The sequence below is a fragment of the Kineococcus sp. GCM10028916 genome (assembly GCF_042674865.1).
Taxonomy (GTDB): Bacteria; Actinomycetota; Actinomycetes; order Actinomycetales; family Kineococcaceae; genus Kineococcus.
Window position 1 is genome coordinate 283,914 of record NZ_JBHTFM010000001.1, and the last position, 21,710, is coordinate 305,623.

22 protein-coding genes are annotated in these 21,710 nt (G+C 71.9%); 9 read left to right on the forward strand and 13 right to left on the reverse strand.

Translation table 11 applies throughout. The annotated features are described in order from the left end of the window. Positions 1–57: 57 nt before the first annotated feature. Positions 58–2,151: a transketolase gene (gene tkt / locus ACFQ46_RS01360; protein WP_380256434.1), complete on the reverse strand. Its 2,094-nt coding sequence runs from the start codon at positions 2,149–2,151 to the stop codon at positions 58–60. A gap of 356 nt (positions 2,152–2,507) precedes the next feature. Here tkt and ACFQ46_RS01365 point away from each other — a divergent pair, with 356 nt between their 5' ends. Further along, complete coding sequence (locus ACFQ46_RS01365) at positions 2,508–3,527, forward strand: heme o synthase (RefSeq protein ID WP_380256436.1); 1,020 nt, start codon at positions 2,508–2,510, stop codon at positions 3,525–3,527. A 169-nt stretch (positions 3,528–3,696) separates the two neighbouring features. Here ACFQ46_RS01365 and ACFQ46_RS01370 read toward each other — a convergent pair whose 3' ends face one another. Both ACFQ46_RS01370 and ACFQ46_RS01375 read right to left on the reverse strand, forming a co-directional pair. Further along, a complete protein-coding gene (locus ACFQ46_RS01370; RefSeq protein ID WP_380256438.1) occupies positions 3,697–4,461 on the reverse strand; it encodes an ABC transporter permease in 765 nt (254 codons plus the stop codon). Continuing rightward, a complete protein-coding gene (locus ACFQ46_RS01375; protein WP_380256440.1) occupies positions 4,458–5,420 on the reverse strand; it encodes an ABC transporter ATP-binding protein in 963 nt (320 codons plus the stop codon). The genes ACFQ46_RS01370 and ACFQ46_RS01375 overlap by 4 nt, the downstream gene beginning before the upstream one ends. Positions 5,421–5,579: 159 nt before the next feature. On the opposite strand from ACFQ46_RS01375, the gene ACFQ46_RS01380 reads away from it, so the two are divergent. From ACFQ46_RS01380 to ACFQ46_RS01400, 5 genes are read left to right on the forward strand one after another with little or no spacing between them, the layout of a single operon-like run. Beyond that, entirely contained in the window at positions 5,580–6,272 is a 693-nt protein-coding gene (locus tag ACFQ46_RS01380; protein WP_380256442.1) for a helix-turn-helix transcriptional regulator, read from the forward strand. A 53-nt stretch (positions 6,273–6,325) separates the two neighbouring features. Then, complete coding sequence (gene sufB, locus ACFQ46_RS01385) at positions 6,326–7,705, forward strand: Fe-S cluster assembly protein SufB (RefSeq protein ID WP_380256786.1); 1,380 nt, start codon at positions 6,326–6,328, stop codon at positions 7,703–7,705. Next, positions 7,705–8,925 carry a Fe-S cluster assembly protein SufD gene (gene sufD / locus ACFQ46_RS01390; RefSeq protein WP_380256444.1) on the forward strand — a complete coding sequence of 407 codons (1,221 nt, stop codon included), beginning with the start codon at positions 7,705–7,707 and terminating at the stop codon, positions 8,923–8,925. The genes sufB and sufD overlap by 1 nt, the downstream gene beginning before the upstream one ends. Then, a complete protein-coding gene (gene sufC, locus ACFQ46_RS01395; protein ID WP_380256446.1) occupies positions 8,926–9,684 on the forward strand; it encodes a Fe-S cluster assembly ATPase SufC in 759 nt (252 codons plus the stop codon). A gap of 10 nt (positions 9,685–9,694) precedes the next feature. Beyond that, positions 9,695–10,066 carry a metal-sulfur cluster assembly factor gene (locus ACFQ46_RS01400; protein WP_380256448.1) on the forward strand — a complete coding sequence of 124 codons (372 nt, stop codon included), beginning with the start codon at positions 9,695–9,697 and terminating at the stop codon, positions 10,064–10,066. Between the two features lie 69 nt (positions 10,067–10,135). Here the strand turns inward: ACFQ46_RS01400 and ACFQ46_RS01405 are convergent, their stop codons facing one another. The 4 genes from ACFQ46_RS01405 to ACFQ46_RS01420 all read right to left on the reverse strand — a co-directional run bounded on the left by ACFQ46_RS01405 (position 10,136) and on the right by ACFQ46_RS01420 (position 13,817). Continuing rightward, complete coding sequence (locus ACFQ46_RS01405; RefSeq protein ID WP_380256450.1) at positions 10,136–11,719, reverse strand: methyl-accepting chemotaxis protein; 1,584 nt, start codon at positions 11,717–11,719, stop codon at positions 10,136–10,138. 139 nt (positions 11,720–11,858) lie between these two features. Further along, on the reverse strand, positions 11,859–12,503 hold the full coding sequence (locus tag ACFQ46_RS01410; protein WP_380256452.1) for a CbiQ family ECF transporter T component: 645 nt from the start codon (positions 12,501–12,503) through the stop codon (positions 11,859–11,861). Further along, entirely contained in the window at positions 12,500–13,192 is a 693-nt protein-coding gene (locus ACFQ46_RS01415; RefSeq protein WP_380256454.1) for an energy-coupling factor ABC transporter ATP-binding protein, read from the reverse strand. Before ACFQ46_RS01415 ends, ACFQ46_RS01410 begins: the two co-directional genes overlap by 4 nt. 13 nt (positions 13,193–13,205) lie before the next feature. Then, positions 13,206–13,817 carry a biotin transporter BioY gene (locus ACFQ46_RS01420; RefSeq protein ID WP_380256456.1) on the reverse strand — a complete coding sequence of 204 codons (612 nt, stop codon included), beginning with the start codon at positions 13,815–13,817 and terminating at the stop codon, positions 13,206–13,208. Between the two features lie 90 nt (positions 13,818–13,907). On the opposite strand from ACFQ46_RS01420, the gene ACFQ46_RS01425 reads away from it, so the two are divergent. Beyond that, positions 13,908–15,506: an ABC-F family ATP-binding cassette domain-containing protein gene (locus ACFQ46_RS01425; RefSeq protein ID WP_328296008.1), complete on the forward strand. Its 1,599-nt coding sequence runs from the start codon at positions 13,908–13,910 to the stop codon at positions 15,504–15,506. Positions 15,507–15,982: 476 nt separating this feature from the next. Beyond that, complete coding sequence (locus ACFQ46_RS01430) at positions 15,983–16,201, forward strand: helix-turn-helix domain-containing protein (protein WP_380256458.1); 219 nt, start codon at positions 15,983–15,985, stop codon at positions 16,199–16,201. A gap of 30 nt (positions 16,202–16,231) precedes the next feature. Here the strand turns inward: ACFQ46_RS01430 and ACFQ46_RS01435 are convergent, their stop codons facing one another. The 4 genes from ACFQ46_RS01435 to ACFQ46_RS01450 all read right to left on the reverse strand — a co-directional run bounded on the left by ACFQ46_RS01435 (position 16,232) and on the right by ACFQ46_RS01450 (position 18,673). Continuing rightward, positions 16,232–16,984: an SDR family oxidoreductase gene (locus tag ACFQ46_RS01435; RefSeq protein ID WP_380256460.1), complete on the reverse strand. Its 753-nt coding sequence runs from the start codon at positions 16,982–16,984 to the stop codon at positions 16,232–16,234. Between the two features lie 99 nt (positions 16,985–17,083). After that, entirely contained in the window at positions 17,084–17,992 is a 909-nt protein-coding gene (locus ACFQ46_RS01440; protein ID WP_380256462.1) for an SURF1 family protein, read from the reverse strand. Then, the gene (locus ACFQ46_RS01445) at positions 17,989–18,201 is read right to left on the reverse strand and encodes a hypothetical protein (RefSeq protein WP_380256464.1); all 213 of its coding nucleotides are present in this window, start codon (positions 18,199–18,201) and stop codon (positions 17,989–17,991) included. The genes ACFQ46_RS01440 and ACFQ46_RS01445 overlap by 4 nt, the downstream gene beginning before the upstream one ends. A 130-nt stretch (positions 18,202–18,331) precedes the next feature. After that, the gene (locus ACFQ46_RS01450; RefSeq protein ID WP_380256466.1) at positions 18,332–18,673 is read right to left on the reverse strand and encodes a DUF3099 domain-containing protein; all 342 of its coding nucleotides are present in this window, start codon (positions 18,671–18,673) and stop codon (positions 18,332–18,334) included. 72 nt (positions 18,674–18,745) lie between these two features. On the opposite strand from ACFQ46_RS01450, the gene ACFQ46_RS01455 reads away from it, so the two are divergent. After that, positions 18,746–19,477, forward strand: a complete 732-nt coding sequence (locus ACFQ46_RS01455; protein WP_380256467.1) for an SDR family oxidoreductase — start codon at positions 18,746–18,748, stop codon at positions 19,475–19,477. Between the two features lie 101 nt (positions 19,478–19,578). Here ACFQ46_RS01455 and serB read toward each other — a convergent pair whose 3' ends face one another. Beyond that, positions 19,579–20,829, reverse strand: coding sequence for a phosphoserine phosphatase SerB (serB, locus tag ACFQ46_RS01460; RefSeq protein ID WP_380256469.1), 1,251 nt, complete (start codon positions 20,827–20,829; stop codon positions 19,579–19,581). A gap of 36 nt (positions 20,830–20,865) precedes the next feature. Then, on the reverse strand, positions 20,866–21,669 hold the full coding sequence (locus ACFQ46_RS01465) for an LLM class F420-dependent oxidoreductase (RefSeq protein ID WP_380256471.1): 804 nt from the start codon (positions 21,667–21,669) through the stop codon (positions 20,866–20,868). Between the last annotated feature and the right edge of the window lie 41 nt (positions 21,670–21,710).

The window sequence follows — 21,710 nt, forward strand, 5'->3', positions numbered from 1 at the left end:
CGCCGGGACGGCGCCCGCAGAACCCGGGGGCCGCGGATCGCGGCCCCCGGGAAGAGGTCACTGCAGACCGGCGAGGGATTCCTTGGCCGCGGTGACGACCGCGGTGTCGGTCATGCCGAACTCGCGGTAGAGGTCCTGGTAGTCCGCCGAGGCACCGAAGTGCTCGATGCCCACGACGCGGCCGGCGTCGCCGGTCAGGTCGTGCCAGCCCTGGGCGATGCCCGCCTCGACGGCCACGCGCGCCTTGACGCCGGGGATGAGGACGGTGTCGCGGTAGGACTGGTCCTGCGCGTCGAACCACTCGCGGCACGGCATCGACACCACGCGGGTGGGGATGCCCTCGGCCTCGAGCTTCTCGCGGGCGGCGACCGCGATCTGCACCTCGGACCCGGTACCGATGAGGATGACCTCGGGGTTCGCGGTGGAGGCGTCGACGAGGACGTAGGCGCCCTTGGCGACGCCGTCGGCCGCGCCCCAGCCCGGCTGCGAGCGGTCGAAGGTGGGCAGGTCCTGGCGGGAGAGCGCCAGACCGGCGGGCCGGTTCGTCGTCTCCAGGATCGTCTTCCACGCCCACGCGGTCTCGTTGGCGTCGCCGGGGCGCACCACGTCGAAGCCGGGGATGGCGCGCAGCGAGGCGAGGTGCTCGATCGGCTGGTGGGTCGGGCCGTCCTCGCCCAGGCCGATGGAGTCGTGGGTCCAGACGTAGGTCACCGGCAGCTGCATGATCGAGGCCATCCGCACCGCGGGGCGCATGTAGTCGCTGAAGACCAGGAAGGTGCCGCCGTAGGGGCGGGTCCCGCCGTGCAGCGCGATGCCGTTGAGGATCGACCCCATGGCGTGCTCGCGGATGCCGAAGTGCAGCACGCGGCCGTAGAGGTTCCCGTCCCAGGTCTTGGTGGTGCGGCTGGGGGGCAGGAAGGACGGCTCGCCCTTGAGGGAGGTCAGGTTGGACTCGGCGAGGTCGGCCGAACCGCCCCACAGCTCGGGCAGCGAGGAGGCGATGGCGTTGAGGACCTGGCCGGAGGCCTTGCGCGAGGCCATCGCCTTGCCGGGCTCGAAGACGGGCAGCGACTGCTCCCAGCCGGCGGGCAGGGTGCGGGTGCGCATGCGGTCGAACAGCTCCGCACGCTCACCGGCGTCCTTGCGCCACGCGTCGAAGGCGCTCTGCCAGGCCTCGTGGGCGCTCTTGCCGCGCTCGCGGACCGCACGGGCGAAGCCGATGACCTCGTCGGAGACCTCGAAGGTCTTCTCGGGGTCGAAGCCGAGGACCTCCTTGGTGGCCTTGACCTCGGCCTCGCCCAGCGCGGAGCCGTGCGACTTCCCGGTGTTCTGCAGGGTCGGCGCGGGGTAGGCGATGATCGTGCGCAGCACGATGATCGAGGGCTTGCCCGTCTCGGCCTTGGCGGCCTCGATCGCAGCGTGCAGGCCGGCGACGTCCTCGGTGTAGGGGCCTTCGCCGCCGTTGGTCCAGTCCATGGTCTGGACGTGCCAGCCGTAGGCCTCGTAGCGCTTGGCGGTGTCCTCGCCGAGCGCGATCGCGGTGTCGTCCTCGATGGAGATGTGGTTCTGGTCGTAGATGACGACCAGGTTGCCCAGCTCCTGGACCCCGGCGATGGCGGAGGCCTCGGAGGTCACGCCCTCCTCGATGTCCCCGTCGGAGCACAGCACGTAGACGTGGTGGTCGAAGGGGCTGGTGCCGGGGGCGGCCTCGGGGTCGAACAGACCGCGCTCGCGGCGGGCGGCCATGGCCATCCCGACGGCGGAGGACAGACCCTGGCCCAGCGGGCCGGTGGTCATCTCGACGCCGGCGGTGTGTCCGTGCTCGGGGTGGCCGGGGGTCTTGGAACCCCACTTGCGCAGCGCCTTCAGGTCGTCGAGCTCCAGGCCGTAGCCGGAGAGGTAGAGCTGGTTGTACAGCGTCAGGCTCGAGTGCCCGCAGGACAGCACGAACCGGTCGCGCCCGACCCAGTCCGGGTCGGCGGGGTCGTGCCGGAGGACCTTCTGGAACAGCAGGGTGGCCACCGGGGCGAGGCTCATGGCCGTACCCGGGTGACCGTTGCCGGCGCGCTGCACCGCGTCCATCGCCAGGACGCGGGCGGTGTCCACCGTCCTCTGGTCCAAGTCGCTCCACTCGAAGCTGGGCTGGCTCACGTGTCTCCTCCCGTGCGAACCAGCTGACCGACCAGCGCCGGGATGGCGGTGGAGGACCGGCCGTGGTCCGCTCTGTGTCTCCGTCGTCCGTCGCCACCGCGTGCGGTGCGACGTCCCGAGGCGTTCGTCTGTGTGCGGCTCCTCCGTCCCGACACGACGGGCGCGGCGGGAGGATCACCGAGAGCGAGCCTACTCGCACGGGACTCTGGCGCAGCTCGTGAGGGTGGCGCACCGGGAGTGCTCAGGGGCCTCGCGCGACGCCCCGTCGCCGACACGGGAGGTGGCACCGCGTACGACACTGCGTAGCAGCGGCGTAAGCTCGTGCTCGCCCGTTGTCGCCTCGCCCTGAGGACACTGTGACCGTCGCCGACCCGCGTCTGACCGACGCCCCCGCGCACTCCCGGACCAGCTTGCTGGGCCGGCGCCGCAAGGGGCGTCCTCCGCGTTACCCCCGGGTGGCCGCCTACGTGGCGCTCACCAAGCCGCGCATCGTCGAGCTGCTGCTCATCACGACCATCCCGGTCATGCTCTTCGCCGCGGGTGGCCTGCCGTCCGGCTGGCTCATCCTGACGACGTTCGTCGGGGGGGCGTTGTCCGCGGGCTGCGCGAACACGCTCAACTGCTACTTCGACCGCGACATCGACGCGTTGATGAAGCGCACCGAGAACCGACCGCTGGTGACGGGTCTGATCTCGCCGAACCAGGCGCTCGTCTTCGCCACGGTCCTGGGGCTCGCCTCGACGGCGATCTTCGTCGCCTTCGTCAACGTCCTCTCCGCGGCGCTGGCGCTGCTCGCGATCCTGCTCTACGTCGTGGGCTACACGCTGCTGCTGAAGCGCCGGACCTCCCAGAACATCGTCTGGGGCGGGGTCGCGGGGTGCATGCAGGTGCTCATCGGCTGGACCGCGGTGCGCGACTCCCTGGACTGGGCGCCGTTCGTGCTGTTCGGGGTGATCTTCCTCTGGACCCCGCCGCACTACTGGCCGCTCTCGGTGCGCTACCGCGAGGACTACGCCAACGCCGGTGTCCCGATGCTCCCCGTCGTCGCGAAACCCACGACGGTCTCGCGCCAGATCGTGCTCTACACGATCGCGATGGTGCTCTGCTCGTTGCTGCTGGTGCCGCTCGGGAACGCCGGTGTCGTCTACGGGGTGGCCGCGCTCGTGCTGGGCGTCGGGTTCCTCGTGCAGACGATCGGGTTGCACCGCAGGGCGACCCGCTTCGAGCGGGAGACCGGGGGGCGTGACGCCGGAACCCTGGAGCAGCTGAAGCAGATCTCCCCGATGGGGGTCTTCCACGGTTCGATCACCTACCTGACGCTGCTGTCGACCGCCGTCGCGGTCGACCCGTTCGTGAGCGTCGGCTGGCCGTTCTGACCGTCTGACGAACGAACGACGAGAGCCGCCGTGGACGAGGTGTCCACGGCGGCTCTTCCCGTTCCCGCGCCGTGGCTGCGGTGGGTCGGGCGGTGGGACCGTTGCCTCCCCGAGGACGCCTGGTGACGTCGGGGAGGCAACGATCCCACCGGGCGGGCGGGGACCCGTGTCACTCCCAGCGGAACCAGCGCGCGCAGGCCAGGCCCGCGACGAGGCCCCACGCGGCGAGGACGAGCAGCGGGACGACGGCGACCGTGCCGGTGGCGAGAGCCTGCCGGACGGCGGTCCCCAGGGCCCCCGAGGGCAGTACCCCGGCGAACGCGCCGAGCGGGGACGGCAGCACCAGTCCGCCCCCCGCGAGCAGCAGCACCCAGACGAAGTTGGCGACGGCGAGGGTGCCTTCGGCGCGGACCGTCCCGGCCAGCAGCAGGCCCAGCGACGTGAACGCCGCGACGCCGAGCAGCGCGGCCGGGACGGCCGCGGCCAGGGCGGCGGCGTCGGGGGACCAGCCGAGGAACAGCGCGATGACGCCGAGCACGACGACCTGGACCACCACGACGGCCAGCACCGAGAGGACCTTCCCCACGAGCAGGCCCGAGCGCGCCAGCGGACTGGCCGCCAGCAGGCGAAGCACGCCGTTGCGCCGGTCGAACCCCGTCCCGATGGCCTGTCCGGTGAAGGCGGTGGAGACCACCGCGAGGGCCACGACACCGCCCAGGGCCAGCGCCGGGCGGTCGCCGGAACCGAGGTCGAGGGAGGTGACGCGGGTGACCCCGACGAGCACCAGGGCGGGGAGGAGGAGGGTCAGCAGCAGCTGCTCGCCGTTGCGCAACGAGACCTTGGTCTCGAACGCGGCCTGGCGCAGCACCCGGCGGGCCAGCGGCGCCGCGGTCCCGGCGGGCGTGAAGTCGAGGGTCGTTCCACCGGACGTCATCGCAGGGTCCTCCCGGTCAGGTCGAGGAAGACGTCCTCGAGCGTCCGGCGCACCGGTCCAACCCCCTCGGCGAGGACGTCGTGGGTGGCGCACCAGTTGGTCACGGTCGCCACGACCCGCGGGTCGACGTCGATGCCGCTGACCAGGTACCGGCCGGTGTCGACCTCGGAGACGTCCGCGCCGACCGGCAGCGCGCGGGCCAGGGACCCGGTGGGCAGCCCCGGCCGCGACCGGAAGGCCAGCGAGGCGGGACCGCGGGTGAGCTCGTCGGGGGAGCCGGTGGCGACGGCCCGGCCGTGGTCGACCACGACGACGGAGTCGGCGAGGCGTTCGGCCTCCTCCATGAGGTGGGTGGTGAGCACGACCGCCACCCCCGCGGCCCGCACCTCGCGCACGACGTCCCAGACGGCGAGCCGCGCCTGCGGGTCGAGGCCGGCGCTGGGCTCGTCGAGGAAGACCAGTTCGGGCCGGCCCACGAGCGCGCAGGCCGTCGCGAGCCGCTGGCGCTGCCCGCCGGAGAGCCGGCGCACCCGGGTCCTCGCGAAGGAGGTGAGCCCGAGCCGTTCGGCGAGGGCGTCGACGTCGAGGGGGTCGGTGTGCAGCCCGGCGAGGTGGCGCAGCGCCTCCAGGGCACCGACGCCGCTGGGCAACCCGCCGTCCTGCAGCATCACCCCGACCCGCGGCCGCAGGGTGGCCGCGTCCGCGACCGGGTCCAGTCCGAGGACGCGGACGGTGCCGGAGTCGGCGCGCTGGAGCCCCTCGCAGATGCCGACCGTCGTCGTCTTGCCCGCCCCGTTCGGGCCGAGCAGGGCCGTCACGCGACCGCGTTCGGCGCGGAAGGACAGGCCGTCGAGCACGGCGGGGCCGCCGGGGTAGGTCTTGCGCAGGTCGCTCACCTCGACGGCCGCGTCCTTGCGGAAGTCGCCCAGGGTCAGGGGTGAGGGGGAGCCGATCGCCACGAGGGTTGAGTCTACGAGCCCGGGTAGTAGCCGCCCGACCACGTGGGCCAGGTCACCCGGTGGGGTGGTTGGGCGAGCGGCAGCCAATTAGGTAACATGGGTGTTGTGCAAATGGTGAGGCCGACCTTAGTTGGTGAGGACGCACGGACCCGTACCCGGGTGCGGGCGACCGTCGCCGAGTTCGGTCCCGTCACCGCCGCCCGCATCGCCGAACTGCTGGGCCTCACGGTCGCCGCCGTCCGGCGCCACCTCGACCCGATGGTGGCCGAAGGGGTGCTTGAGACCCGGGAACCGCGTGCGGACGCCCGCCGCGGCCGGGGCCGGCCCGCCAAGGACTACGTGGTCGGCTCGGCCGGGCACGACGCCCTGCCGGCCGGCTACGACGACCTCGCGCTCTCGGCCCTGGCCTACCTCGCCGAGGTCCAGGGGCCGCAGGCCGTCGAGGACTTCGCGAACCGGCGCTTCGCCGCGCTGGAGCACTCCCTCGCCGGCCTGGAGGGGACGGTGCCCGAACGGGTGCAGGCCCTCGTCGAGGCGCTGGCCGCCCAGGGCTACTCGGCCAGTTCGCGCCCGGCGGCACGGGGAACAGCGGCCGAGGGGCTCCAGTTGTGCCAGGGGCACTGCCCGGTGCAACGGGTGGCCGAGTCCTTCCCGCAGCTGTGCGAGGCCGAGCGGCGCACGTTCGAGCGGATCCTCGGCACCCGTGTCCAGCGGTTGGCCACGCTCGCGCACGGCGACCACGTCTGCACCTCGTTCGTACCGCTCGAGGCGCTGACCCAGAACCAGCACGACCCGCAAGACGACACCGTGGCCACCGCCACGGGGGACCAGACGGAAGGACGACGCTCGTGACCGACACCGTGTCCGACACCCAGACCACCGCGGGCCCGCCCGAACTCGAGGGCATGGGCAAGTACGCCTACGGCTGGGCGGACTCCGACGTCGCCGGCTCGACCGCCCGCCGCGGGCTCTCCGAGGACGTCGTGCGCAACATCTCCTCGCTTAAGAACGAGCCCGAGTGGATGCTCGCCCTGCGCCTCAAGGCCCTGCGCCTCTTCGGCCGCAAGCCGATGCCGAACTGGGGTTCCGACCTCAGCGGCATCGACTTCGACAACATCAAGTACTTCGTCCGCTCGACGGAGAAGCAGGCCACCAGCTGGGACGAGCTCCCCGAGGACATCAAGGCGACCTACGACCGCCTGGGCATCCCCGAGGCCGAGAAGCAGCGCCTCATCGCCGGCGTCGCCGCGCAGTACGAGTCCGAGGTCGTCTACCACCAGATCCGCGAGGACCTGGAGGAGAAGGGTGTCATCTTCGTCGACACCGACACGGGCCTGCGCGAGCACGAGGAACTCTTCCGCGAGTACTTCGGCACCGTCATCCCGGTGGGCGACAACAAGTTCGCGTCGCTGAACACCGCGGTGTGGTCCGGCGGCTCGTTCATCTACGTGCCCAAGGGCGTCCACGTCGACATCCCGCTGCAGGCCTACTTCCGGATCAACACCGAGAACATGGGTCAGTTCGAGCGCACGCTGATCATCGCCGACGAGGACTCCTACGTGCACTACGTGGAGGGCTGCACGGCGCCGATCTACCAGAGCGACTCGCTGCACTCCGCGGTCGTCGAGATCATCGTGAAGAAGAACGCCCGCGTGCGGTACACGACGATCCAGAACTGGTCGAACAACGTCTACAACCTGGTCACCAAGCGCGCCACGGCCGCCGAGGGCGCGACCATGGAGTGGGTCGACGGGAACATCGGGTCCAAGGTCACGATGAAGTACCCCGCGATCTACCTCATGGGCGAGCACGCCAAGGGCGAGACGCTGTCCATCGCCATGGCCGGTGAGGGTCAGCACCAGGACGCCGGCGCCAAGATGGTCCACGCGGCTCCCTACACCGCGAGCTCGATCATCTCGAAGTCGATCGCCCGCGGCGGTGGCCGCACGTCCTACCGAGGGCTCATCCAGGTCCTCGAGGGCGCGCACCACTCGGCCTCCACGGTGCGCTGCGACGCGCTGCTGGTCGACACCATCTCCCGCTCGGACACCTACCCCTACAACGACATCCGCGAGGACGACGTCGTCATGGGTCACGAGGCCACGGTCTCCAAGGTCTCCGACGAACAGCTCTTCTACCTCATGAGCCGCGGCATGGCCGAGGACGAGGCCATGGCGATGATCGTGCGCGGGTTCATCGAACCCGTCGCGCGGGAACTGCCCATGGAGTACGCGCTGGAACTCAACCGCCTCATCGAACTGCAGATGGAAGGGGCCGTCGGCTGATGACCCTGCTCAACGAAGCCCTCGACGAGAGTCGCGCCGCTCAGAAGGGCGACACCACCGGGGCCCACAGCCACGGTGGCGGGACCGTCCCCGAGGCGTCCCGCGCCGAGCGCAGGACCTCCTTCGACGTGGCCGACTTCGTCGTGCCCACGGGTCGCGAGGAGGAGTGGAAGTTCTCGCCGCTGCGCGAGTTCGGCCCGCTCTTCGAGGCCGCGGACGCGGTCGCCGGGAACGCCGCGAGCGTCGAGGTCTCCGGCCCCGCCGTCGTCGAGCACCGCACCGGGACCCTCGCCGAGGTCGGCGCGGGGTCGGCGTTCGTGCCCGGTGACCGCGCCGCGGCCGCCGGCTGGAGCTCCACCGAGGTCGCGCACCTGGTGAAGGTGCCGGCCGAGGCCGAACTCGACGAACCCGTCCTCGTCACCATCCGCGGGGAGGCCGGCCGCACCACCGCCGGTCACGTCGTGGTCGAGACGGGGCACCACGCCAAGGCGCTCGTCGTGCTCTCGCACCTGGGCGGAGGCGCGCACCGCGGCAACGTCGAGGTCCGCGCGGGCGACGCCTCCGAGGTCACGGTCGTGTCGTTGCAGGAGTGGGACGCCGACGCGGTCCACATCGGCCAGCACGACGTGCGGGCCGGTCGCGACGCCCGCGTCCGCCACATCAGCGTCTCGCTGGGCGGCAAGGCCGTCCGGATCTCGGTGAACCTCAGCTACGCGGCCCCCGGCGGCGACGCCACCGCGCTCGGCGTCTACTTCGCCGGAGCCGGTCAGCACACCGAGCACCGCCAGTTCGTCGACCACGAGGCCGTCAACTGCAAGAGCTACGTCGAGTACAAGGGCGCGCTGCAGGGCCAGGGCGCGCACGCCGTCTGGATCGGTGACGTCCTCATCCGCGCCGCGGCCGAGGGCACCGAGACCTACGAGCTGAACCGCAACCTCGTCCTGACCGAGGGCGCGCGCGCCGACTCCGTGCCGAACCTCGAGATCGAGACCGGGCAGATCGTCGGCGCCGGCCACGCGTCCGCGACGGGTCGCTTCGACGACGAGCAGCTGTTCTACCTGCAGTCGCGCGGCATCACCGAGGACGAGGCCCGTCGACTGGTGGTCCGCGGTTTCTTCGCGAGCATCGTCGACAAGATCGGGATCCCGGACGTCTCGTCGCGTCTCATGACCACCATCGAACGCCAGCTCGCCGAGCGAGAAACCGTTGAGGAGAACTGAATGTCCACCCTGGAGATCCGCGACCTGCACGTGACGGTCGACGAAGCCGACGGCTCCGTGAAGGAGATCCTGCGCGGGGTCGACCTCACCATCAACTCCGGTGAGGTTCACGCCGTGATGGGGCCCAACGGTTCCGGCAAGTCGACGCTGGCCTACTCGATCGCGGGCCACCCCAAGTACACCGTCACCGGCGGCAGCGTCACGCTCGACGGCGAGGACGTCCTCGCGATGACCGTCGACGAGCGCGCCCGCGCCGGGATGTTCCTCGCGATGCAGTACCCCGTCGAGGTCCCCGGGGTCACCGTGTCGAACTTCCTGCGGACCGCGAAGACCGCGATCGACGGTGAGGCGCCCAAGCTGCGCACGTGGGTCAAGGACGTCAAGCAGGCGATGGACGACCTGAAGATGGACCCCACCTTCGCCGAGCGCAACGTCAACGAGCACTTCTCCGGCGGCGAGAAGAAGCGCCACGAGATCCTCCAGATGGAGCTGCTCAAGCCGAAGATCGCAATCCTCGACGAGACCGACTCCGGCCTCGACGTCGACGCGCTGAAGATCGTCTCCGAGGGCGTGAACCGCTCGCTCTCGACCGTGAACCCGGGCGTCCTGCTCATCACGCACTACACGCGGATCCTGCGCTACATCAAGCCGCAGTTCGTGCACGTGTTCGTCAACGGCCGGGTGGCCGAACAGGGCGGTCCGGAACTGGCCGACGCCCTCGAGGAATCCGGTTACGACCGCTTCCTCACCCACGCCTGAGGAGGCCCTGGTGAGCGAGACAGAAACTCCGGCCACGCCGGCGACGACCACCACGTCGGCCAGCGGGCCGACGCCGGCGGCCATCGCCGACATCGAGGAAGCCCTCAAGGACGTCATGGACCCCGAACTGGGGATCAATGTCGTCGACCTGGGCCTCATCTACGGGCTGACGGTCTCCGACGACAACGTCGCGACCATCGACATGACGTTGACCAGCGCGGCCTGCCCGCTGACCGACGTCATCGAGGACCAGACGCAGCAGGCCCTCGTCGACGTGGTGGCCGACCACCGCATCAACTGGGTGTGGATGCCGCCGTGGGGTCCCGAGAAGATCACCGACGACGGCAAGGACCAGTTGCGGGCGCTCGGCTTCAACGTCTGAGCCGACCCCTCCACGCAGAAGGCCCCCGGACCACAGGTCCGGGGGCCTTCTGCGTGAGCTGGGCGGGCGTCAGAACCGGAAGGTCGAGACGAGGCTCTGCAGGTCGCTCGCGACCCGGGAGACGTCCTGGCTGGTCGTCGCCGTGTGCCCGGCGGAGTTGGCGGACTCCACGGCGCCCTGGGCGATCCCGGACATGGTGGCGGAGATCTCGCCGGCGCCGGCGGAGACCTCGGTGACGTTGCGGACCATCTCCGACGTCGTGGCGGACTGCTCCTCGACGGCTGCCGCGATGGTCGACTGCAGCGCGTCGATGCGGGCGATGACCTCGGAGATCTCCGCGATCGCGGCCCCGGCGGCGGTCGCGTCGGCCTGCGTCGAACCGACCTTGGCGACGATCTCCTCGGTCGCCCGGGCCGTCTGCTGCGCGAGTTCCTTGACCTCCTCGGCGACCACGGCGAACCCCTTGCCCATCTCCCCGGCGCGGGCCGCCTCGATGGTGGCGTTCAGGGCCAACAGGTTCGTCTGCCCGGCGATGGAGGTGATGAGCTTGACGACCTCGCCGATCTCGCGGCTGGAGACCGCGAGACGGGTGAGGGTCTCGTCCGCGGCCTGGGCGGCGACGACGGCGGTGCCGGCGACCTGGCTGGCGTCGGCGGTGGAGGCGGAGATCTCGCGGATCGCGGCCGTCATCTCCTCGCCGGCGGCGGCGACGGTCCCGATGTTCGCGGAGATCTGCTCGGTGGCCGCGGAGACGACCTGGCTCTGGTGCGAGCTCTCCTCGGCGCCGGCGGACATCTGGGTGGCGACGGTGGTGAGCTCCTCGGCGGAGGCGGCCAACGTGGAGGAGTTCGCGACGATCTGGGCCATGACCGAGCCGAGACGCTCGGTGGAGGCGTCGAGGGCCTGAGCCATGACGCCGATCTCGTCCTTGCTGGTGAGGCCGACGCGCTCGTCGAGGTGCCCCTCGGCGAGGCCCCGCACGACCGCGACGACCCGGTGCAGGGGACGGGCGATGCTGCGGGCGATCACGGTGGCCATGACCAGCGAGGCCACGGCGGCGACGGCGATGGTCGCGACCATCAGGACGGCGGCACGGGCGTAGGCCGCGGCCCCCGCTTCCCGGGAGGCCTTCGCCGCGGCGAGCTCGCGGTCGTCCATCTCCCGCAGCTGCTGCTCCAGGGAGGCCTCCAGGGGCTTCACCGTCGCGTCGAACCGACCGCTGAAGGCGCTGGAGTCGAACGACTGGGCGATCTCCTCCAGACCCTTGCGCGCCGTGAGGTACTGGGCGAGGGCCGTCTCGAAGGCGTCGAGCTGCGCCGGGGTCTGCACCGGGTCGGTGGCCAGGTAGGCCTTCCAGTCGGCGTCCAGGGCGGCGTCGGCGGCTCGCAGGTCGCCGGCCGCCGCCGTGGTGTGCGTGTCGTCGGAGGCGATGACGAGGTCGTCGAGGCTCTTCAGGCTCTGCACGAAGTCGGTCTGGACCTGCTGCAGGGTGCTGACCGAGACCACGCTGTTGGAGTACATGTCCTCGAGCCGGTGCTGGGCCGAGCGCAGGCCGAGGAACCCGACGGCCCCGACGGTGACGATCAGGACCACCACGACGGAGAAGCCGGCGAACAGCTTCGAGGCGACCCTCAGGTCCCGCAGACGCGACATGCCACAACTCTCCGCTCATGGGTCCCGCCGGAGGAGTCCGCAGGCTCTCCACCACCTGTCGGCAGTCGTCACCCTCGGTCCTGAGCCCCACAACACCGTGATCACCCGGTCGGCCCAACGGTGACCGGCCCTCGTGGGGTCAGTCGAGCCCCCGGGCGGCCAGCGCCTCACCCAACGCCTCGGCGTGCGCGACCGTGCGGACCAGCGTCGGCACGAGCAGCGCCCGCGGGTCGCCACCGAGTCCGCGGGCGGCCGCGGCCTCGCGCGACTCCGCGAGCAGGCGACCGACGACGGGGATGCTGGTGATCGTCAGGGTCAGCCCGAGCGCCAGCCGGTCGGGGTCCACCCCGAGGCGGCGCAGCGGCGTGGCGGCCCGCACGACGGTGTCCAGCACCGCCGGGACGGGCGTCGTGGCGGTCACGACCGTCGCCGCCCACAGGCACGCGAGCAGACCGGCGACGGTGGCGACCGCGCGCAGCGGCCCTGCGCTCCACAGCTGCACCAGCGCCAGCGCGAGGAGCAGCACCCACACCCGGCGCACCTGCACGAGCAGCAGCCGCACCCGCAGCCCGCCACCGCGGGCGAGGACGACGACCAGCACACCGAGACCGACCGGGACCGCGGCGGCGACCACGTCCGGGACCACCAGCCGCACCACCCCGACCACCGTGCCCAGGACGAGCAGGGCGGCCAGCTTGACCCCCGGAGCGGTCCGGTGCAGCCAGGAGTCACCCGGTTCCACCACCCCCAGCAGCGGCGGCACCCCGAGCAGGCCGCGCCTCACCCGGCGGCCCGGCGGTAGGCGGCGACGACCTCGGCGGGACCCCCGTCGCCCCGCACCCGGCCGTCCTCGATCCACAGCACCCGGTCGGCGCGTCCGGCGAGGTCCAGGTCGTGGGTGGCGACGACGACCTGGGCGACGGGGGCCGGCGGGTTCCGCAGGACGTCGCCGACCCGGCGGGCGGTGCGCAGGTCCAGCAGGGTCGTCGGCTCGTCGCAGAGCAGCACCCGCGGACCGGTCGCCAGCACGGAGGTCAGCGCCAGCAGCTGTCGCTGCCCGCTGGAGGCCTCCCGCACCGACCGGTCGGCCAGGGCGCCCAGCCCCGCGGCGGCCAGCAGCTCCCGGGCCCGGGCGTCGTGGTGACGGCGGGGGACCTCCGTGCGGCGCAACGACAGGGCCACGTCCTCCACCGCCGTCGGCATGACGAGCTGCGCGTCGGGGTCGGTGAAGACGAAACCGACCCGCCGCCGCAACGCCTTCAGCTCGCGTTCGGGGTCGAGCCCGTCGACGGTGATCCGACCGGCGTTCGCCAGGACGAGACCGTCCAGCAGCCGCAGCAGCGTGGACTTCCCGGAACCGTTGGGCCCGATCAGCGCCGTCATCGGGCTGCTCGCCGGGTCGATCTCGAGATCGAGGTGGTGCAGCACGGTCCGTTCACCGGCCTCCACACGCACCCCCGCCAGGCGGATCACGGGACGTGCGACCTCAGCGGGCGCTCAGGCGGGGGAAGGCGCGGTGCACCGGGGCCGCGACGAGCACCGCGAGGACGACCTTGACGAGGTCGGCGGGCACGTAGCCGAGGCAGAGCGCAGCGGCCTTCCCCCAGGTCAGGCCGCCGCCCCAGGCCATCCCGGGGATGCCGAAGGCGTAGACGACGAGCAGCCCGCCCACCACCGTCCCGGCGACCAGCCCGAGGACGGTGCGCCCGCGACGCACCCCCGCGCGGGTGATCAGCCCGGTGACGAAGGCGGCGAAGGGGTAGGAGAGCAGGAACCCGGCGCTCGCCCCCGCGAACACGCCGAGCCCGGCGCCCCCGTTGGCGAAGACCGGGACACCGGCCGCCCCGACCACGAGGTACAGCGCCGCGGCCGCCGCCCCGCGCCACGGGCCGAGCAGCGCACCGCAGAGCATGATCCCCAACGTCTGCAGCGTGATCGGGATGGCCAGCAGCCCGATCGGGATGCCCGGGGTGAGGGCCAGCGCGCACACCAGGGCGGCGAAGACGGCGACGAGGGCCAGGTCCCGGGAGGGTTCGACGGGACGGCGCAGACCGGCGTCGGGGGCGGTCGCCGGGCGCCGGCGGGTGGGCGAGGTCACGGGCCGAAACCTAGCGGACGGTGCACCGGTACCGAGGGCCGTAGAATCGTCGTCGACCCCCGTCGTTCGAAACCCTTGAGAGCTGCCCTCGTGATCGTCGCGTCCGACATCGAACTGCGTGCAGGGGCCCGTCTCCTCATGGAGGGCGTGAACTTCCGTGTCGCCGCCGGCGACCGCATCGGACTGGTGGGCCGCAACGGCGCCGGGAAGACGACCCTGACCAAGGTCCTCGCCGGGGAGGGGCAGCCCGCCTCGGGCACCGTGACCCGCTCCGGGGAGATCGGGTACCTGCCCCAGGACCCGCGCGCCGGCGATCCCGAGATGCTGGCCCGCGACCGCATCCTGGCCGCCCGCGGCCTCGACGACGTCATCGCCAAGCTGCGCAAGGCCGAGGTCGACATGGCCAGCGAGGACGACAAGGTCCGCGACAAGGCCATGGACCGCTACACCAAGCTTGACGCCCGCTTCGTGGCCCTCGGCGGCTACACCGCCGAGAGCGAGGCCGCCCGGATCTGCGCGAACCTCAACCTGCCCGAGCGCATCCTCGAGCAGCAGCTGAAGACGCTCTCCGGGGGTCAGCGCCGCCGCGTCGAGCTCGCGCGCATCCTGTTCTCCGCCAGCGAGACGCTGCTGCTGGACGAACCGACCAACCACCTCGACGCCGACTCCATCGCCTGGCTGCGCGACCACCTCAAGAACTACGCCGGTGGGCTCATCGTCATCAGCCACGACGTCGAACTGCTCGAGGTCGTCGTCAACCGGGTGTTCCACCTCGACGCCAACCGCGCCACCATCGACCTCTACAACGTCGGCTGGAAGAACTACCTCAAGCAGCGCGAGACCGACGAGAAGCGCCGCATCCGCGAACGCGCCAACGCCGAGAAGAAGGCCGGGACGCTGCTGCTGCAGGCCGCCAAGATGGGGGCCAAGGCGACCAAGGCCGTGGCGGCGCAGAACATGGCCAAGCGCGCCGAGCGGCTGCTGGGCAGCCTCGAGGAGGTCCGCGTCCAGGACAAGGTCGCCAAGCTGCGCTTCCCCAAGCCCGCCCCCTGCGGCAAGACCCCGCTGATGGCGGAAGGGCTGTCGAAGTCCTACGGCTCGCTGGAGATCTTCATGGGCGTCGACCTGGCCATCGACCGCGGCTCGCGCGTCGTCATCCTGGGGCTCAACGGCGCCGGGAAGACGACGCTGCTGCGGATGCTCGGCGGGGTCGAGCAGCCCGACACCGGCGAGATCATCGGCGGCCACGGCGTCAAGATCGGGTACTACGCCCAGGAGCACGAGACGCTCGACGTCAACCGCTCCGTGCTGGAGAACATGCGCTCCGCCTCCCCGGACCTCGACGACACCCGGGTCCGCACCGTCCTCGGCTCCTTCCTCTTCTCCGGCGACGACGTCGACAAGCCGGCGGGCGTGCTCTCCGGCGGGGAGAAGACCCGCCTGGCCCTGGCCACCCTCGTCGTCTCCAGTGCCAACGTGCTGCTGCTGGACGAACCGACGAACAACCTCGACCCCGCCTCGCGCGCCGAGATCCTCGACGCGCTCAAGCACTACGAGGGTGCTGTCGTGCTCGTCACCCACGACGAGGGCGCCGTCGAGGCGCTCGGCCCCGAGCGGGTGGTGCTGCTGCCCGACGGGGTGGAGGACCTGTGGAACGCGGGCTACCAGGAGCTCGTCTCGCTGGCCTGAGTCCTGGGGCCCTCAGCTGGGCCCTCAGCCCCGACCGCAGTCGCGGAGGACCGTGGCGAGGGTCTGCTGCGCCGTGCACGCCGCGTCGGGGGTGCGCTCGTCGACGCCCGTGAGCGGGTCCCGGTCCGGCCGCCAGGAACGCATCTCGGCCTCCCGGACCCGTGCGCCACGTCACCCTTCGTCACGTGCCGGCGCAGCGTCTCCTCGAAGGCGACCTCGTCGCGGTAGCAGCGACTCGTCCCGGCGTGCTCGGCGACCAGGTCGCGGGTTCCCGAGGTTCCGCACCTCCCCGTCCGCGTCACCACGCCGGTCCGACGGGTCGACCTTCCCACGATGAAACGTTTGTGCAGGTCGGAGCAGGGGTCCGAAGATCACGGAAGGAGCAGTGATCTCCCCGTTCGAGTGGCCGGAACCGCCGGTGGTGGTGACCATGGAGGGGGTCCTGGGGTCTGCGACGACGTTGAGGAGAGGTCGGGATGACCGAAACGATCAAGCGGGGAACCCGGTTGAGCGGTTCCGAACGGGAGCAGCTCGCCGGCGAGCTGTCGAAGGGTTACGCCGAGGGGAAGAGCATCCGCGCACTCGCCGAGGAGACAGGTCGTTCCTACGGTTTCGTGCACCGGTTGCTCAGCGAGAACGAGGTGACCCTGCGCAGTCGTGGCGGGGCCACACGCGGCAAGACCCGGCAGGGCTGAGAGGCCACTGCCGAGCGGGGGGCCGGCCGTTCACAGCGAGCGGTCGGTTCCCCCGTCCACGGTGAGCGACGCCCCCGTGATGTAGGACGCCGCGGGGGAGAGCAGGAACACCGCGGCGCGCGCGAACTCGTCGGGGAGTCCGGCCCGACGCAGCGGGATGTCCTCCAGCACGTCGGGGGCCAGTTCGGTGGAGTCCTCGAACTCCAGCGGAGAGCTGGCGTCGACGTGCCCGGCGAGCAGGTTGTTGATCCGCACCCCCCGCGGGCCGAGTTCGTCGGCCAGGGCCTTGGCGGCCATCGCCAGGCCCGGACGCAGCCCGTTCGCCACGCCGGCGTCCATGACGGGCGTGCGGACGGTGCTGGAGAGCAGCAGCACCATCGAGGCGCCTTCCCCGGTCGCGGCCTTGCCGACCGAGCGGGCCAGGCGCAGCGGGCCGAGCAGGCTCGACTCGAACGCCTCGCGCCACGCCCCGTCGGAGGCCTCCAGGACGGTGGAGGTGGGCGGAGCCCCGCAGGAGATGACCGCGCCGTCCAGGCGCCCGAACCGGGCGTGGGCCGCGGCGACGAGACGGGTCTCGGTGCCGGGGTCGGAGATGTCGCCCGGGACGGGCAGCAGACGGGACGGATCGCCGATGCTGGGCATCACCGTGCGCAGCTCGTCCTCGTCTCCCGCGTGCAGCACGAGGAGTGCACCTTCGTCGGCGAGCACCCTGGCGCAGGAGAGCCCGAGCCCGGTGGACGCACCGGAGACGATGTACACGCGGTCACTCAGGCCCAGGTCCATGGGTCCATTGTTGCGCAGAGTGGCCGTTGGTACACACAGCATGATCGTTTGCCCCCGAACGGGCGAACCTCGGTGGGGTCCGCCGACACCCGGGATCTTCTAGAACCGCTGGTCAGCGGCGTCCAGCTCGGCATCCTCGGCCTGCTCGTCCACCCCGGACCGCACCGCGCGTCGGGCGCCCCGGCGTGGCGCGGGAGCCGCCTCGACCGCCTCGACGGTCTTCTCGACCCGCTCACCCTCCGTGGTCTCCATGCTCGCCTCGGTGTCGCCGGTCTCGCCGGCCCGCAGGTCCAGCTCCCGCCGGCCTGCGACGACCCAGACGACCAGCGCCGTCAGGGCGAACCCGAACCACTGCACCGTGTAGGCCAGGTGCGGCCCCTCGTCGACGTCGGGACGCAGCGCCGGAGCGGGGGCGGTGGCCGCGGACGGGTCCTCGGAGGCGAGCACGGCGTACCCGTCGAGCAGTCTCAGCCCCGGCACGGCCGCCGCGACCTGCGCACGTCCGATGGAGCCGACCTGGCCGGCCGGGACGGTCCCGCGCTTGGCCTCCTCCCACTGGCGCAGGCGCGCCACGACGGTGACCTCGCCCTGCGCCGGGGCGGGCAGCGTGTCCGGACGGTCGGTGTCGTCGCCGGCCGCCAGCCAGCCGCGGTCCACGACCAGGGCGGTGCCGTCGCCGAGCACCAGCGGCACGAGCACCTCGTAGCCGGCCGTGTCGTCGCGCGGCCGGTTGCGCACCAGCAGGGTGTCGGCCACGTCGTAGGTGCCGGTGACCCGCACCGGCGTCCACACGTCGGCCCGGGCCAGCTCGGAGCCGACGGGCAGCACCCGGGTGACGTCGACGGGTCGCGCGTCGTAGTTCTGGACCAGGGGCGCGTTCGCGGCCAGACGCTCCTCACGGCGGTGCCACTGCCAGCGACCCAGGAGGAGGCAGACGAACGCGATCAGGACGGCGACCGCCAGTCCACGCAGCCACCGTGGTTCACGCAGCAGTCGCAGAACGCTCACGCCCGCAACTGTGCCACTTCGAGAACCTCGCGCAGGAAGCCCCTCGCCCCGAGGAACTCCGACAGGTGGTCGCGGTGCTCGGCACAGGCCAGCCACGTCTTGCGGCGTTCCGGGGTGTGCAGGCTCGGGTTGTTCCACCGCAGACCGAAGTCGGCGTGGTGGGTGCACCCCCGAGCGCTGCAGACGGGGTCCGACGGCGGCTCGTGCATCGAGACCACGGTCGGAGGGGAGTAGCGCGGCGAGGCATCGCCATGAGTCGTACCGGGCTGTGCACCAGGTTCCACGTCAGCAGTCTCGCACCGAGCGACGTCCCGTCCAACCCTGCGTGAACGTCGGACGTCAGCGGACGTCGTCCCGGGGGGAGCGCACGGACGTGATCGTGGCCTCGATCGCCGGGAGCTGCTCCGGGGGCCGCGGGGCCGGCGCGGTGATGTCGAAGGAGTCCGGGGCGGGCCCACGGGACTCCCGGCCGGCGTTCGCGAGCACCACGGCGATGTAGGGCAGCACGAGCGCGCCACCGACGAAGGCCCAGCGGATGGGGTGGTCGATGAACGCGAAGCACAGGAAGCAGAGCGTGCGGATGATCATCGAGATGACGTACTTGCGGTACCGCACCCCCATGTCGTCGGTCTGGGACGTCGGGGCGGCGGTGATCTGGTAGCTCGGTTCCTGCTCCTGCACACGTTCACGCTATGCCTGCCCGACGACCCCCACCCGCCCAGTTCACAGCCGGATGCGTTATTTTCGCCCATCGTGTCGCAGCTCACTGCCCCCACCGGCGAACGAACTCCCCGCAGCGTCCTCGTGACCGGCGGGAACCGTGGCATCGGCCTCGCCGTCGCCCAGGCCTTCGCGGCCGCCGGGGACCAGGTGGCGATCACGTACCGCTCCGGGGAGCCGCCCGCAGGGTTGTTCGGGGTCCGCGCCGACGTGACCGATCCCGCCTCCCTCGACGCGGCCTTCGCCGCCGTGGAGGCCGAGCAGGGCGCCGTCGAGGTCCTCGTGGCCAACGCCGGCACCACCCGCGACCAGCTCCTGATGCGCATGAGCGACGAGGAGTTCGACTCCGTCCTCGACGCCAACCTCGCCGGGGCCTGGCGGGTGGCGCGCCGTGCGGTGCGTGGGATGGTGCGGGCCAAGAAGGGACGCCTCATCTTCATGTCCAGCGTCGTGGGCCTCTACGGCTCCCCGGGCCAGACCAACTACGCGGCGTCCAAGTCCGGCCTGATCGGCCTGGCCCGCTCCATCGCCCGCGAGCTGGGCAGCCGCGGCATCACGGCCAACGTCATCGCGCCCGGGTTCATCGACACCGACATGACCCGTGCCCTGCCCGAGGCGACCGCCACCCAGTACAAGGGCAGCATCCCCGCCGGCCGCTTCGGCGACGTCGCCGAGATAGCGCAGGCCGCGCTGTTCCTCGCCGACGCCGGCTACGTCAACGGGGCCGTGCTGCCCGTCGACGGCGGCCTCGGGATGGGGCACTGAGGTGGCGGACCCGAAACCCTCCGGGGGCCGGCGCCTGGCCCTCTACGGCGTCGTGATGATCGTGGTCATCCTCGGGCTGGCCGGGCTCTCCACCTGGGCGCTCAACCGCGGCTGAGCGCCGCGTCCCCGGAACCGCTCCGTCCGGCCTGGTCGAGCAGGTCGGCCTCCTCGACGTCGTCGCGGGTGATGCCCAGCAGCGGCAGGACGGCGTCGAGGTAGGGGACGTTGAGGGCCGCGTCGGCCTGCTCACGCACGACGGGTTTGGCGTTGAAGGCGATCCCCAGCCCGGCTGCGGCGAGCATGTCGAGGTCGTTCGCGCCGTCGCCGACGGCGACGGTGCGGTGCAGCGGGAGTCCCTCCGCGGCCGCGAAGTCGCGCAGGGCCACGGCCTTCGCCGCGCGGTCGACGACGGGTCCCGTGACCCGCCCGGTGAGCGTGCCGTGCACCACCTGCAACCGGTTCGCCCGCACGTGCGCGATCCCGAGTTCCGCGGCGAGGGGGCCGACGACCTCCAGGAACCCCCCCGACACCAGGGCCAGGGTGAAACCCAACCGGTGCAGCGTCCGGCAGAGGGTCCGCGCCCCCGGGGTGAGGACGACGGCCGCACGGACGGCGTCGATGACCGAGACGTCGAGACCCTCGAGACAGGCCACGCGTTCGCGCAACGAGGCGGCGAAGTCGATCTCCCCGCGCATGGCGCGTTCGGTGACGGCCGCCACCTCGGCCTCGCGCCCGGCGTGCGCGGCCAGGAGTTCGATGACCTCCTGCTGGATGAGGGTCGAGTCGACGTCCATGACGACGAGGCGTCGACCCATCCGGGCCAGACCGGCGGGGGAGACGGCCGCGTCGAGGCCGTGCCGGCCGGCCTCCACGGAGAGCGTGCGGCGCAGGGCGAGGAGTTCCTCGGGGCCGCCGTGGGTGGAGACGTCGAGTTCGACGCTGGTCACCGGGTGGACCGACATCCGCCGGATCCGGTCGACGTTGGCCCCGGCCTCGGCCAGCACCGTGGTGATGCGCGCGATCGCGGCAGGCACCAACGGCGCTCCCAGCAGCGTCACGTGCAACCGTCGCGGCCGGGCCGTGACGAGCACCTCTTCCGGTGCGGCGCAGGTCACCTCGAGCCCCTGCAGGCCGGCGACGGTTCCGGGGGAGACGGCGAAGGCCACCGCCCCGGGAACCGGGTCGGTGACCAGCGCCGACAACGTCAGGATCCCGCCGACGACGACCTGCTCCACGTCCAGCACGTGGGCCGCCGTCCCGGCGAGGGCGGCGAACAACGCCGACGTCACCCCGGGCCGGTCGGGTCCGGTGACGGTCACCAGCACCGTGGTCGGGGAGACGTTGTCAGGCACGCCCGGAACCCTACCGGGCGTGCCCTGCGGTGACGGTCAGGCGTTCTTGCTGTCGCGCCAGGCGATGAGGTCGGCGAGGAAACCCATGTCGTAGTCGGGTCCACCGGTCCCGAAGGTGAACAGCCGGCCGCCGGCGGCGTGCAGCGCCTCCGCCGCCTCGACCCCGTCCTTGGGCTCGACCCCGACGGAGCGCTCGATCTCGAGGGGGTCCCGGCCGATCTCGGCGCAGCGTTCGTCGAGGATCCCGCTCTTGCGGGTGAACGTCTCGACGTCGCCGAAGGAGTGCCAGATGTCGGCGTGCTTCGCGACGATGCGCAGCGTCTTCTGCTCCCCGCCGCCGCCGATGAGGACGGGAACCTTGCGGGTGGGCGCCGGGTTCAGCTTCGCCAGCCGGCTCTCGATGCGGGGCATGTCATCACGGAGCTTGTTCAGCCGTCCGCCGGCGGTGCCGAACTCGTAGCCGTACTCGTCGTAGTCCTTCTCGAACCACCCGGACCCGATGCCCAGGATCAGGCGGCCCGATCCCGTGTCGTGGGCGGAGACGTGATCGACGGTGCGGGCCATGTCGGCGAGCAGTTCGGGGTTGCGGTAGGAGTTGCAGGACACCAGCGCACCGATCTCGATGCGCGACGTCGCCTCCGCCCACGCGGCCAGCATCGTCCAGGCCTCGAAGTGCAGGCCCTCGGGCTCGCCGTAGAGCGGGTAGAAGTGGTCCCAGTTGAAGGCGATGTCGGCGCCCATCTCCTCCGCCCGCGCCGCGGCGGCGCGGATCGCGGGGTACTGCGCGTGCTGGGGCTGGATCTGGATGCCGATGCGCACCGGGCGCGGATCTGCGGTCATGTCTCGACCCTAGATCCCGCCCGGCGCTGCCACCAGGTCCG